The sequence below is a fragment of the Vibrio hepatarius genome (genome assembly GCF_043642085.1).
GTDB classification, from domain to species: domain Bacteria; phylum Pseudomonadota; class Gammaproteobacteria; order Enterobacterales; family Vibrionaceae; genus Vibrio; species Vibrio hepatarius_C.
This window is the reverse complement of the sequence record NZ_JBHZSA010000015.1, coordinates 38,612-51,782: the sequence shown is the minus strand read 5'-3', so window position 1 is coordinate 51,782 and position 13,171 is coordinate 38,612. Positions and strand designations below refer to the sequence as shown.

Annotated in this window: 12 protein-coding genes; 2 read left to right on the top strand and 10 right to left on the bottom strand. The window is 45.7% G+C overall.

Going from position 1 to position 13,171, the window contains the following annotated elements:
• Positions 1-26 precede the first annotated feature (26 nt).
• The 3 genes from ACHUFZ_RS19285 to fabR all read right to left on the bottom strand — a co-directional run bounded on the left by ACHUFZ_RS19285 (position 27) and on the right by fabR (position 2,605).
• Entirely contained in the window at positions 27-1,286 is a 1,260-nt protein-coding gene (locus ACHUFZ_RS19285) for a tyrosine-type recombinase/integrase (protein ID WP_394128409.1), read from the bottom strand.
• A 291-nt stretch (positions 1,287-1,577) separates the two neighbouring features.
• A complete protein-coding gene (locus ACHUFZ_RS19280) occupies positions 1,578-1,964 on the bottom strand; it encodes a YijD family membrane protein (protein ID WP_134837265.1) in 387 nt (128 codons plus the stop codon).
• A complete protein-coding gene (gene fabR / locus ACHUFZ_RS19275; RefSeq protein ID WP_004417952.1) occupies positions 1,964-2,605 on the bottom strand; it encodes an HTH-type transcriptional repressor FabR in 642 nt (213 codons plus the stop codon). Before fabR ends, ACHUFZ_RS19280 begins: the two co-directional genes overlap by 1 nt.
• 256 nt (positions 2,606-2,861) lie before the next feature.
• Between fabR and sthA the strand changes: the two genes are divergently transcribed.
• Positions 2,862-4,292 carry a Si-specific NAD(P)(+) transhydrogenase gene (gene sthA / locus ACHUFZ_RS19270; RefSeq protein ID WP_134837266.1) on the top strand — a complete coding sequence of 477 codons (1,431 nt, stop codon included), beginning with the start codon at positions 2,862-2,864 and terminating at the stop codon, positions 4,290-4,292.
• A gap of 64 nt (positions 4,293-4,356) precedes the next feature.
• On the opposite strand, the gene ACHUFZ_RS19265 is transcribed toward sthA, so the two are convergent.
• From ACHUFZ_RS19265 to ACHUFZ_RS19235, 7 genes are all read right to left on the bottom strand, one after another.
• Complete coding sequence (locus tag ACHUFZ_RS19265; RefSeq protein WP_394128408.1) at positions 4,357-4,689, bottom strand: DMT family transporter; 333 nt, start codon at positions 4,687-4,689, stop codon at positions 4,357-4,359.
• Positions 4,690-4,786: 97 nt separating this feature from the next.
• Positions 4,787-5,626: an S-formylglutathione hydrolase gene (gene fghA, locus ACHUFZ_RS19260; RefSeq protein ID WP_394128407.1), complete on the bottom strand. Its 840-nt coding sequence runs from the start codon at positions 5,624-5,626 to the stop codon at positions 4,787-4,789.
• Between the two features lie 185 nt (positions 5,627-5,811).
• Entirely contained in the window at positions 5,812-6,960 is a 1,149-nt protein-coding gene (locus tag ACHUFZ_RS19255; RefSeq protein WP_394128406.1) for an S-(hydroxymethyl)glutathione dehydrogenase/class III alcohol dehydrogenase, read from the bottom strand.
• Between the two features lie 215 nt (positions 6,961-7,175).
• Positions 7,176-8,513 carry an MATE family efflux transporter DinF gene (gene dinF / locus ACHUFZ_RS19250; protein WP_394128405.1) on the bottom strand — a complete coding sequence of 446 codons (1,338 nt, stop codon included), beginning with the start codon at positions 8,511-8,513 and terminating at the stop codon, positions 7,176-7,178.
• Between the two features lie 41 nt (positions 8,514-8,554).
• Positions 8,555-9,367 (bottom strand): class I SAM-dependent methyltransferase, encoded by an 813-nt coding sequence (locus tag ACHUFZ_RS19245; protein WP_394128404.1) that lies wholly within the window; start codon positions 9,365-9,367, stop codon positions 8,555-8,557.
• A gap of 86 nt (positions 9,368-9,453) precedes the next feature.
• The gene (gene lexA, locus ACHUFZ_RS19240) at positions 9,454-10,074 is read right to left on the bottom strand and encodes a transcriptional repressor LexA (protein WP_394128403.1); all 621 of its coding nucleotides are present in this window, start codon (positions 10,072-10,074) and stop codon (positions 9,454-9,456) included.
• An 86-nt stretch (positions 10,075-10,160) separates the two neighbouring features.
• Positions 10,161-10,523, bottom strand: a complete 363-nt coding sequence (locus tag ACHUFZ_RS19235; protein ID WP_394128402.1) for a diacylglycerol kinase — start codon at positions 10,521-10,523, stop codon at positions 10,161-10,163.
• A 203-nt stretch (positions 10,524-10,726) separates the two neighbouring features.
• On the opposite strand from ACHUFZ_RS19235, the gene plsB reads away from it, so the two are divergent.
• Complete coding sequence (gene plsB, locus ACHUFZ_RS19230) at positions 10,727-13,168, top strand: glycerol-3-phosphate 1-O-acyltransferase PlsB (protein ID WP_394128432.1); 2,442 nt, start codon at positions 10,727-10,729, stop codon at positions 13,166-13,168.
• The last annotated feature ends 3 nt before the right edge of the window (positions 13,169-13,171 follow it).

Here is a 13,171-nt window from a genome sequence, read left to right as displayed (position 1 = left end):
AACTACATCCTTCCCACTCAATATTTCTAAGCCATATTAGCTGAGGGTAATGGATGCACATTGGCTTGCATCAACGATTGCAACTTGTTGCCCCATGCCTCCAGAACCTTCAATTGCTCATCGATATAATCATGATGGTTATAGACTCTGAGCATACCTGGAAGCTGGTGGCCGACTGTCTTTTCAATCGCTACGATATCTAACCCCATTTCACTACAACGACTGATAAAGGTACGGCGCAAGTCGTGAGGTGAAAAGCGCTCAAAATCGATAGGTAGATTACGTTTGATCAATGCTCGTACTGCCGCAGGTTCTTGCACTTTATCGACCATTAGCTGAGGCCATACCAACTTCCACTTACTTGGCACGCTGTCACGCTGCTCTTTTAGAAGTGTAAGCAAATAGCCACTTAAAGGCACTTTACGTGCATCTTGGCTTTTAGTGTGTCGTTCTTCTGAGCTGGCTGGTAACAGCCAAGTTCCCTCTTCAAAATCTAACTCACTCCAACGCATTTCTAGTACAGCACTAATTCGCTGTCCACAACCAAGTAAGAACTGCATTAAACGAATGTTAGAGGGATCTGTACGCCATGACGGCATACTCATTAACAGAATCTTTAACTCTGAAAAGCTTAAATTACGTTTTGTTACTTTAGAGCCGCCGCCAACGTCTTTTGCTTTCAACTGTGGTGCAGGATGAGTATCAAGCATATTTAGTGCTAGGGCATGGTTAATCACTTGATTGATGATTTTATGACAAACCCCAATAGCACCCGCCATACGCTTACCGTCTTTATCGACCTTCGCATCAAAGACCCGGTTAAGGTCATATATGCTCAAATCAGCCAATTTGATGCTACCGAGAATCGGCTTGATATCTCGATAGTAAATGGTCCTCGACTGGTCACCACGAAGCTGTTTTGAAAGACGTTTTTCATCGAAGCTAATAAACGCATCGTCAAAGGTCTTCGCCTCATCTTGCGCTCGTTTCTCGATATCCAACTCAACCTTTGGGTTCTTACCATTCTCCAACCAACTACGATAACGACCCGCTTCCTTTCGCGCCTGATCCAATGTCATCCCGCGCTCTGGTTTGATCTTAATGTATCGACCCATAGAGATTTTTTCGTGTTTCTTCCCTACTTGAAAACGAAAGATCCAAGTCATTGTGCCTGTTGGACGAACTCGAATGTTCAATCCTTCGACCTTCTTATCGGGGATCGAGTATTCCTTATCCTGTGGCTTCAATGCTTGCAACGTTGCATTGGTACTGATTCGTTTCGTCATCGTTGGAAAACCTCTACATTTCTGGGTACGGCGTGGGGTACGGCAAACGTCGAGTTTCTATTGTACGGCTTTGGACTCCACCGGACAATACGATTACAAAAATCAATAAAAATCATCAATTTAAGTTCAAAAAATATAACTCTATAGACTTTGGCGGATTAAAGGTTCGATTTACCCACCATATGGAAGCGGGCGTGTTGCTAGAACGCAAAGCGTAACTACTCAAAACAAAAAACGTCAAAACAAAAAAACGAGCCATTTGGCTCGTTTTTTATTTCTGCGTTTTAAAGCTTAAGATTGTGCTTTTTCAGAAGATGGGGTTAAGAAACCTAATTTCTTTGCCACCCACACCAGTAAGCCTAGAGTGATAAAGATGGCTAACATATTTGAGCCAGCGTCTGGGTGCTGCGCCTTGATAAAGGCAGAATGGCCAAAGGCACCAACAAAGAAACACGCTAGGCCAACGAGCGGAATATCTTCAGATACTGGGTTGTTTAGGTATTCTTGATAAAGAGCTTGTACTGATAGAACAAGCGCAATCAGTGGAAAAATAGAGAAAGAAACTTCGCTCATTGTCAGCCAAGACAACATTGCATCACCACACATACCCGCAACCAGTGCCAGTACGAGCGTTTTTTTCTCAGAACCACGATTAACTTGGTTTATTTCATTCGACATTAATCTATCCCACCTTTTAATCGGTTACGTTCACGTTCTTTGCGATACCAGAAAGCCCCTTTGGCTATCATTCGCAATTGCATTATTAGGCGCTCGGCAAGTTCATCTCGCTCATGCCCACCAAGATCCAACGCTTCCGCGCCAGAACTGAAAACTAAAGTGACTGACGCTTCCGCTTGGGTAAACGCTTCATCACGAGCCATACCTGTACTGATCAGGTATTCGGTCATCTCGGCCACAAAGTGCTGCATTTCTCTTGCAACCGCAGTACGAAATTCAAATGAAGTACCCGAGCGCTCACGTAATAATAGTCGGAACACGTTAGGGCTACTTTCAATAAACTCCATAAACGTTTCAACCGAAGTACGAATCACACTGCCCTCTTTGACAATGCGTTGGCGAGCTTGGCGCATCAACTGACGCAGCAACAAACCACCTTCATCTACCATGGTCAAACCTAGCTCATCCATATCCTTAAAGTGGCGATAAAATGAGGTAGGAGCAATGCCAGCTTCACGCGCAACTTCACGTAAACTTAAGTTGGAGAAACTTCTATCGGCACTGAGTTGGCTGAACGCAGCATCAATCAAAGAACGACGTGTTTTCTCTTTCTGCTGTGCTCGGATTCCCATGGATTTCATATTCGTTTTCTACTTCGTACTTCGATGGTCATTAATATACAACGATTGACTTAAGGAGATAACCCAAAATCTCTCGCTTTGACGCTCGAGAGGCAATTAAACCGAGTTCCGTTGATTTTTCAATCTTTTCGCTCTTAATTAGAGACATACGACATACCCTTTAATCTATTTGCTTGATTCTACGTGATCCCGCCGACTCTCCTAGTGTGCTTTTGGTGTACGCTGCAGCGGAATCAGTTAAAATCTCGCTACAGCAATGTTAAGACAATATAACAAGGAAGAAGCTATGGTGGAGAGTAACCACTTTGATGTAATCGTTATTGGTAGTGGCCCAGGTGGTGAAGGGGCAGCGATGGGATTAACCAAAGCGGGGCTAAATGTCGCCATTGTGGAAAAAGAGAGCAGCGTCGGTGGTGGTTGTACTCACTGGGGTACCATACCTTCAAAAGCACTTCGCCACGCGGTTAGTCGTATTATCGAGTTCAATAACAACCCTCTGTTCTGTCATAACAATACCAGCCTACATTCAACCTTCTCGAACATCCTTGGTCATGCCAAATCTGTCATCGATAAACAAACTCGTCTACGCCAAGGCTTCTATGATCGTAACCAGTGCTCACTGATTTTTGGTGCGGCGCGTTTTATTGATAAGTACACCATTGCTGTCATGCAAAGCGATGGTACTGAAGAGACGTACAGCGCAGACCGTTTTGTCATTGCTACTGGTTCGCGTCCATATCAACCTGAAGGCGTTGATTTCACCCACGAACGTATCTACGACAGCGACTCGATCTTGAGCCTTAAACACGACCCTCGACATATCATTATCTATGGTGCGGGCGTCATCGGTTGTGAATACGCTTCTATCTTCCGTGGTTTAGGGGTCAAAACAGACCTGATCAATACCCGTGACCGTCTACTGGCGTTCTTAGATAACGAAGTGTCAGATGCACTTTCCTATCACTTCTGGAACAGTGGTGTGGTGATTCGTAATGATGAAACGTTTGAGAAGATTGAAGGCACTGAAGATGGTGTGATTGTTCACCTAGAATCTGGCAAGAAAATGCGTGCCGACTGTATTCTTTACGCCAATGGCCGTACTGGTAACACAGATAAACTAAACCTAGCAGCTGTCGGCCTAGAAGCAGACTCGCGTGGCCAGCTAAAAGTCGATGGCAACTATCAAACTGAAGTTGACCATGTCTACGCAGTGGGCGATGTGATTGGCTACCCTAGCCTTGCAAGTGCCGCTTATGACCAAGGTCGATTTGTTGCTCAGGCAATTAACAAAGGCCAAGCTGAAGGCCATCTTATTGAAGATATTCCAACCGGCATCTACACCATTCCAGAAATCAGCTCAGTGGGTAAAACGGAACAGGAACTAACCGCAGCGAAAGTGCCTTACGAAGTTGGCCGTTCTTCATTTAAACACCTTGCTCGTGCACAGATTGCCGGCAAAGACATTGGCAGCTTGAAGATTCTATTCCACCGTGAAACCAAAGAGATTCTTGGTATTCACTGTTTCGGTGAGCGTGCCGCTGAGATCATTCACATTGGTCAGGCGATCATGGAGCAAAAAGGCGAAGCGAATACCATCGAGTACTTCGTTAACACCACGTTCAACTACCCAACTATGGCGGAAGCGTACCGTGTTGCGGCGTTGAATGGCTTAAATCGCCTGTTCTAAATATTGTCACAAACCAAAAAAGCCGCACTTTATTCAGTGCGGCTTTTTATTATCTATAAGTACGTTAATGACTATGGCCTTGAGAGAGGTTAATCAATACAACTCCAGCGGCAATCAGTAACATACCGACCCAGACAGTAGTATCAAGATGTTGGCGATAAACAAAGGTCGAGATTAAGCTAACGGTGACAATCGCCAATCCAGCCCATAATGAATGGACAATACCAACTGGCAAATCCTTCATCGCTTGGCCTAAAAACAGAAAAGCAGCTAAGTGACCCGCAATGACCATAGCAGCAGGCAACGGCTTAGAAAGGCTAAACCCATCCGTTGCTTTTAGTGCAACGTGTGAAAGCGCTTCGGCCATCACGCCCATTAGTAAGAAAAACCAACTCATAATACGACTTCCTATTATTAATTTTACGCGGCAAGGGCTGTTTTTAGGCACAAAAAAGCCTGCACCGATTAAGCGCAGGCTCATCAATGAATTCGGGTTATTGATTTAAGTAAGCAGCGTGAAACTCTAGGTGCTCATCAATAAAGCTAGATATGAAGTAGTAGCTGTGGTCGTAACCAGGTTGAATACGAACTTCCACATCTGAGTCGTGCTCTTTTGCCGCAGCTTGAAGCATTTCAGGTTTAAGTTGCTCGACTAAGAAATTATCGGCATCACCTTGGTCAACCAAAATTGGTAGTTTTGCTTGCGCTTGTTTAAGCAATTCACTTGCGTCGTACTGCTTCCACGTTTCGAAGTCATTACCCAAGTAAGCATTAAATGCTTTTTGACCCCAAGGACATTGCATTGGGTTACTGATCGGGCTGAATGCTGAAATTGAGCGGTAACGCTGAGCATTTTTAAGACCAATGGTTAACGCACCATGACCGCCCATGCTATGACCAGAGATCGACTTAATGCGTGATACTGGGAAGTTAGCTTCGATCAGTGCTGGCAACTCTTCTGTCACGTAGTCATACATATGGTAATGGCGTGACCAAGGTTCTTGCGTCGCATTAAGGTAGAAACCCGCACCTTGACCAAGATCGTAGCCTTCATCATCAGCGACATCTTCGCCACGAGGGCTAGTGTCTGGTGCAACAATAGCAATACCCAGCTCTGCAGCTCGGCGGAAGGCTCCTGCTTTTTGCATGAAGTTTTCATCGGTACAAGTTAAACCTGATAACCAATAAAGAACCGGTACTGGCTTGGTTTTCGATGCGTTTGGCGGTAAGAAGATCGCAAAGCGCATATTGCAGTTCAGCGTTACAGAGTCATGTGTGTATTGTTTGTGCCAACCACCAGCAACTTTGGCTTGGCTAATATTTTCGATAGTCATTGAATAGGCTCCATAAAGCTGACGGTTCAATTAAAAGGCATTCACTTTGTTAAAAGCGCAGGTAAAGACACTCTTAACAAAGGGAATGTCACCACCTCCCGGGCGAAAGGTGGCGAAAAAGATGTCTGGGTGAACAGACGGTCTCTTATCGACAGGACAGTGAGCCAATAAGAGACCTAAGTGAATTACTTATCCATGTGTAGGACAGTACGGATAGATTCACCTTTGTGCATTAGTTCGAATGCTTCGTTTACGTCATCTAGGCCCATTGTGTGAGTGATGAACTCTTGTAGTCCGAACTCACCTGCCATGTAACGGTTTACGATTTCTGGAAGTTCTGAACGGCCTTTAACACCACCGAAAGCAGAACCACGCCATACACGACCAGTCACTAGTTGGAATGGACGAGTAGAGATCTCTTGACCTGCACCAGCAACACCGATGATTACAGACTCACCCCAACCTTTGTGGCAACACTCAAGTGCTTGACGCATCACGTTTACGTTACCGATACATTCGAATGAGTAGTCAACACCACCGTCAGTCATCTCAACGATAACGTCTTGGATTGGCTTGTCGAATTTCATTGGGTTGATGACGTCTGTCGCACCAAGTTGTTTCGCTAGGTCGAATTTGCTTTCGTTAATGTCGACACCGATGATGCGGCTTGCACCAGCCATACGAGCACCGATAATTGCAGAAAGACCGATACCGCCTAGACCGAATACAGCAACTGTGTCGCCTTTTTCAACTTTAGCTGTGTTAAGTACCGCACCCATACCAGTCGTCACACCACAACCTAGAAGACAAACTTCTTCAAGTGGCGCTTCTTTGTTTACTTTCGCTAGTGAGATTTCTGGTAGTACCGTGTACTCAGAGAAAGTTGAACAACCCATGTAGTGGTAAATTGGCTCACCGTTGATAGAGAAACGGCTTGTGCCATCTGGCATTAGACCTTTACCTTGAGTTTCACGCACTGCCTGACAAAGGTTAGTTTTTCCAGACTTACAGAACTTACATTCGCCACATTCTGCGGTGTAAAGTGGGATAACGTGGTCACCAACTTCAACGCTAGTCACGCCTTCACCAACCATTTCAACAATACCGCCACCTTCATGACCTAAAATCGAAGGGAAGATACCTTCTGGATCGTCACCAGATAGTGTGAAAGCGTCAGTGTGACAAACACCAGTCGCTACGATACGAACAAGAACTTCACCTGCTTTAGGTAGTTCAACATCAACCGTTTCACGCTTTAGAGGTTCGCCAGCTGCCCAAGCAACCATTGCTTTTGATTGGATATGAGTTTGACCTGGTTTGAGTTCAAGTGTCATTGGATGTTTCCTTCAAATAGGTATTTAAGATGACGTAGTAAGCGTAGTAGAGCTTTCGTCTCACTTCTGCGTCGTTTTGTTGGTTGCCATTTTAGGCGTTTCACAGTAAATGATAATCCCATCAAATCGAAAATCATTTTTACACATACGTAATAATAACCTCGATAAACAAAAAAACCGGGCCTATAGCCCGGTTCATCATTAACAATCATCTATTAAACGAGGAACTCTCCTCTGCGCCACTGGCGAGTTAATATCAAACCAAGTGTCACGCCGCGCATTGCCATAAAGCTCAGCATTGCCAACCACAGCGCATGGTTACCCCAGCCCATTGCGAAGTAAAAGATAATAAAGAAGGCGCAGGTAGAGAAAAACATACTGTTGCGCATCTCTTTGCCTTTGGTCGCGCCGACAAAAATGCCATCAAGCAGAAAGCACCACATCGAGATAAGTGGCATTGCCACCAGCCAAGGCAAATAATTGAGCGCAATGGCATGAACAGTTTCAATGTCCGTGATCAAGCTGATCAGGCTCGATCCCGCAAACGCAAAGGCGATAGTCAGTCCGATACAAATCACCAAACTCCAGAAGAAAGTACCAATCAATGATTGATTAAGTTGATTGGGGTCCTTGGCACCAATCGCTTTACCCACCATTGCTTCCATCGCGTAGGCAAAACCATCCATGCCGTAGGAGATCATCATCAAGAAGCTCATCAACACCGCATTGGCAGCGACAATCTCATCACCAAAGCTAGCACCTTGGAAGGTCATAAAGGTAAAGGTCATTTGCAGACACAGTGAGCGCAGAAAGATGTCGCGGTTAAGTTTCACAAATCGACTGAGGCCATTAGTGGTATCTTTAATTAAGCCAAGTAGTGGAGGTAAATTATCTTGATGCCACTTGCGCCATACACACCACAGACCAAAGCTCATCCCGGTATAGTCGGCAATGACGGAGGCCAGCGCCGCCCCTTCGACTTTCCAACCAAAGCCAATCACAAACAGCACATCTAGCGCTATGTTGGTCACGTTGGCAATAATCACCATCCACATTGGCGCTTTGGCATTTTGTGTCCCAAGTAGCCAGCCGAGTAGAACAAAATTGGCTAATGCCGCTGGTGCACTCCAGGCACGAATTGAGAAATATTGTTCACCGTAGTGTTTTACCTTGTCACTGGCATCACTAAAGCTAAATACCCAGTCCGCAATGGCCTGGTGGAATAAGAGAAACAACCCAGCGAAGCCCAAAGCCATCGCCATCCCTTGAGTAAAAACCAGCCCCAATTGATGCTTATTAGTCGCACCATAAGATTGCGCCGCTAGACCCGTGGTCGACATACGTAAAAAACCGAGTAGCCAAAAGGTCACACTGATCATCGTGCTTCCCAGAGCCACACCACCGAGATACCAAGCGTGGTCAAGGTGACCGATCACCGCAGCATCGACCAAGCCCAACAGCGGAACGGTAATGTTAGAGAGAACCATAGGGATCGCGAGCAGTAGCACTTGTTTGTGCACATCGCGATTGGAGAGAGTCTGAAGTATTTGCACGTTGCCACTCGAATAAAGATTGAATGGCAAGTGTAACGGGATCACCAGCGAAGCTGAACCACTACTGGTGTTAAACGTTGTTTTAAGAAGTTAACTTTGTTGAGCCAGCGCTGCCAAAGCTTCCATCGCCCGCAGTTTTGCTCTAAAGGTTGATAGGTCTTTGCCCAGCGTGCCCATGGTAAATAACCCAGCATCGCCTCACCCGGCGCGCTGTAGCCATGACCATAATGATCGGAGCCAAGTTTCTGACCTAGCTTGGTATGGGTAAGGTCGCCCGCCAACACGATGCAGGCGCGCGCACTATCAAAATGACAGCCCAAAGCCTGAATGAACTTCGCGACCTGTTTTTCTGAGCAATCGAGTAATGCATGCTCACACACGATCATCAGCGGAGTTTTTTCTGGCACTGGTAGCTGCTCAAGCCAACTTAAATCATCAACGCTACCGCAGACATGATGATAGCGTTCACTGTTGTGGAACAGTTTCTGGCGCCAAAGTAGGTTTTCCGTGACATCAAGTTCGAGCCAATGACAACGACCATTATCGACGCGGTAAAAACGGGTATCTAATCCAGCGCCAACATTAACGATCCAGCCATCTGGATTACGTTTAATAAAGTCGGAAACGTGCTGATCGCACAATTGGGTAAGGGTGGCGTGAAGGAGCTGTTTTTGGTCGATGTCACCAGAAAAGCACTCAGGTGCTAATTGGCAACGCTGACACGCGCGGGCAGCGATAGGGTCATACACCAAGCCATTATCAACCAAACTTTCACGGCTACGAAGCCATAAGGGTTTCAGTAAATTACTGGGTATTTGATAGCGATGTTTAGCTGATGTTTGATTGGCGGCCATTATCATCTTCCTTCTGTAGCCAGAAATTAGATGATAATGAATATCAATTACAAAATCAACAAGTGAGAACTTATCTCAAACAGAGATTACATCCAATCGGTGTTGCGAATAATGCCAACAGCTAAACCTTCAATCGCTAGGTGCTGACTGGTCAAATCCACTTTAATTGGTGCAAACTCTTCGTTTTCTGCATGCAGTAATACCGTTGAGCCTTTACGCTCTAAACGCTTCACCGTTACGTCATCATCAACGCGTGCAACGACAACCTGTCCATCACGAACATCTTGCGTCTTATGCACTGCAAGTAGATCGCCATCCATAATACCGATGTCTTTCATACTCTCACCGTTAACACGTAGTAAGAAGTCCGCTTGTGGTTTGAACATACTCGGATCGACTTGGTAATGAGTTTCTACGTGCTCTTGAGCCAGGATCGGCTCACCTGCGGCTACTTGACCAATCAATGGTAAACCTTCTTCATCGTTGGCCGCATCTTCTAGTAAGATACGAATACCACGAGAGGCACCAGGAATGATTTCAATCGCTTCTTTACGAGCAAGCGCTTTTAAATGTTCTTCAGCAGCATTGGCTGAACGGAAGCCGAGTTCACGTGCAATTTCAGCACGAGTTGGCGGCATACCAGTCGATTCAATTTTGTTTTTGATCAGGTCAAAAACTTGTTGTTGGCGGGGCGTTAACGGCTTCATAAGTCACCTGTCTTTTTATACAGTTAACTGTGAGTATATCCAGTAATTGGTTAAATGAAAAGCCAATTGATTGTTTTTTGGTGAGTTTAGAAAAATAGGATTTCTAGCCAGGTGTAACCCGCCAATAACATGGTCACCATAACCGCTGCGGAGCCGATATCTTTGGCTCGTCCAGATAGCGGATGGTGCTCCTCACTAACCCGATCCACCACAGCTTCAATGGCACTATTGAACAACTCCGCGATTAATACCATCACCACTGTCGCGATCAGCAGAATGCGCTCAAGCTGGCTGTCAGCAATAAAAAATGCCGCGGGAATCATCAGGGATGCGAGGATAATTTCTTCTTGAAAAGCAGGCTCATGTTTAAACGCGGCTCTTAATCCTTGGCATGAGTAGCGGGTGGCATTTCTCAGCCGTTTAAATCCATGTGTCGTTTTTGGCTTCAAGCTCTTTTCTCTATTTTATTTAGCAAACAATTCATTCAGAACAAAGATTGATGTTTTCATAATCAATTATAAGTAAAAGGTTCGACCAGTTTCTGTTATCCTTGCCGGCTATAAAAATACCCGCTTGGGTGCATTCCCACTTCTATAGTTAGAGAAATGGAAATGCGCTTATGCAAAACATCTATTTCGAGGCTAAGAACCTTATGTCTTCTGGACGAATGTTATCGCGTTCCTTACTAAAACTGCCGATGTCAGTGTTAGTGAAAGGGACCACAATTCCTTCAAACCCTATTGAAGATCATAGCATTGATATAAACAAGCCTATTGTCTACGCTTTGCCATACCGCTCAGATGTCGACTTACTCGCGCTGCAAGCTCAGGTAATGAAACTAGGTCTACCTGATCCACTTGAAGCGGTGGAAATTAATGGTAAGCAATTTAACCGCTACGTTTTCACCTCTTATCGCCAAACCGTCATGGGTAACGACCAAGACGTGCCGAGCGATTCGATCACCCAATTTTCTGATCTGCTCGAACTACACAAATTCGATAGTGAGTTGGATGTTCAAGTCATTCCAACTACTGTGCTGTGGGGGCGTAAGCCGGGTAAAGAGTCACAGCAAAAGCCATATCTGCAATCATTAAATGGGCCACAAAAAGCTAAAGCGATGCTACTGGCAGGCCGTGACTGTTTAGTGCGCATTAGCCCAGTGGTGTCACTGCGTTACATGGCGGACTCACACGGTACTGATACTTCAATTGCCCACAAGTTGGCACGCGTGGCTCGTATTCACTTCTCGCGTCAGAAGCTCGCCGCATCAGGCCCTAACTTACCAAGTCGCCAAGCTTTGTTTGATCGCTTAATGCAGTCAAAAGCGATTGAAAAAGCGATTGAAGATGAAGCAAAAGCGAAAAACATTCCGATAGAGAAAGCGCGTAAAGAAGCGCAAGCAATCATGGATGAGATTGCCGCTGACTTCTCTTACTCACTGATTAAAAATGGTGAACGTCTGCTGGGTTGGCTGTGGAACCGTATCTATCAAGGTTTGAACATCACTAACGCCGCGACTGTGCGTAAACTGGCTCAAGATGGTCATGAGATTGTCTACGTACCTTGTCACCGTAGCCACATGGACTACTTGCTGCTTTCTTATGTTCTATACCGAGAAGGCATGGTGCCACCGCATATCGCTGCGGGTATCAACCTAAACTTCTTCCCTGCTGGACCTATCTTCCGTCGTGGCGGTGCGTTCTTTATCCGTCGTAGCTTTAAAGGCAACAAACTTTACTCGACGATCTTCCGTGAGTACCTAGCTGAGCTATTTGCTAAAGGTTATTCAGTGGAATACTTCAGTGAAGGTGGTCGTTCACGTACTGGTCGTTTGCTCCAAGCGAAAACCGGCATGCTGGCGATGACGATTCAAGCGATGCTGCGTGGTCTTAACCGTCCAGTGACGCTAGTGCCTGTCTACATTGGCTATGAGCACGTGATGGAAGTCGCGACTTACGCCAAAGAGCTACGTGGTAAGCGCAAAGAGAAAGAGAACGCGAGTTTAGTACTGCGTACTATTCGTAAGCTACGTAACTTTGGTCAAGGCTACGTGAACTTCGGTGAGCCAATTCCGCTTAACCAATACCTCAATGAGCAAGCACCTGAGTGGACCAAAGATATCGACCCTATGGGCTCTAGCAAACCACAATGGTTAAACCCTGTGGTCAACGATCTTGCCACTAAGATGATGACGCACATTAATGACGCGGCAGCAACCAACGCACTAACACTGTGTGCCACTGCATTGCTTGCTTCTCGCCAACGTGCGCTCTCTCGTGACAGCTTAGTCAATCAGATCGACTGCTACCTTTCGATTCTGAAAAATGTTCCGTATTCATCGACTTATACCGTGCCGCAAGATGATGCTGAATCTTTGGTTAAGCACGCGGAGTCATTGGATAAGTTCATGCTCGAAGCGGACAGCATGGGTGATATTGTCTCTCTCGATCGTAACCAATCGATCTTGATGACTTACTATCGTAACAACATCATTCACCTACTGGCCCTGCCGTCGTTGATTGCTCAGATGCTTGTGCGTCACCAACAGCTATCACTAGCGCAGATCCAGCAGAATGTGGCGTTGGTTTACCCATTCTTGAAACAAGAACTGTTCTTGAGTGTTGAAGAAGAAAACTTAGCTCAGCTAACCGAAGCGTATATTGAAGAGCTGGCTGGCCAAGGCTTAGTGACCATCAATAGTGAACAGCAAGTGTCAATCAACACCGCTAACAGCCAAGTCCTTGTTCTGCTCGGTCGTACCATCACAGAAACTCTGCAGCGCTACTCAATTGCACTGAATCTGTTGGTAGCGAACCCAGAGCTGGGTAAATCTGACTTAGAGCTTAAGAGCCAAGATATCGCTCAGCGACTTGGTCGCCTACATGGTATTAATGCGCCTGAGTTCTTCGACAAAGGGGTATTCTCTGCTCTGTTTACCACGCTAAAACAGCAAGCCTACCTTGATGTTGATGGTAACAGTGACAGTGCTAAGAATGAGCAGCTGGCTTCGCTACTCTACTCAATGCTCTACCCTGAAGTACGCTTAACGATTGAAGAGAGCATCTACCAAGCGGTAGAAGCTAAGCAAGCGTAATAA

Excerpts from the sequence above, each read along its gene's own strand:
- ACHUFZ_RS19285 (WP_394128409.1), bottom strand. The coding sequence starts at position 1,286 with ATGACGAAACGAATCAGTACCAATGCAACGTTGCAAGCATTGAAGCCA.
- ACHUFZ_RS19280 (WP_134837265.1), bottom strand. The coding sequence starts at position 1,964 with ATGTCGAATGAAATAAACCAAGTTAATCGTGGTTCTGAGAAAAAAACG.
- fabR (WP_004417952.1), bottom strand. The coding sequence starts at position 2,605 with ATGAAATCCATGGGAATCCGAGCACAGCAGAAAGAGAAAACACGTCGT.
- sthA (WP_134837266.1), top strand. The coding sequence starts at position 2,862 with ATGTTAAGACAATATAACAAGGAAGAAGCTATGGTGGAGAGTAACCAC.
- ACHUFZ_RS19265 (WP_394128408.1), bottom strand. The coding sequence starts at position 4,689 with ATGAGTTGGTTTTTCTTACTAATGGGCGTGATGGCCGAAGCGCTTTCA.
- fghA (WP_394128407.1), bottom strand. The coding sequence starts at position 5,626 with ATGACTATCGAAAATATTAGCCAAGCCAAAGTTGCTGGTGGTTGGCAC.
- ACHUFZ_RS19255 (WP_394128406.1), bottom strand. The coding sequence starts at position 6,960 with ATGACACTTGAACTCAAACCAGGTCAAACTCATATCCAATCAAAAGCA.
- ACHUFZ_RS19245 (WP_394128404.1), bottom strand. The coding sequence starts at position 9,367 with ATGGCCGCCAATCAAACATCAGCTAAACATCGCTATCAAATACCCAGT.
- lexA (WP_394128403.1), bottom strand. The coding sequence starts at position 10,074 with ATGAAGCCGTTAACGCCCCGCCAACAACAAGTTTTTGACCTGATCAAA.
- plsB (WP_394128432.1), top strand. The coding sequence starts at position 10,727 with ATGTCTTCTGGACGAATGTTATCGCGTTCCTTACTAAAACTGCCGATG.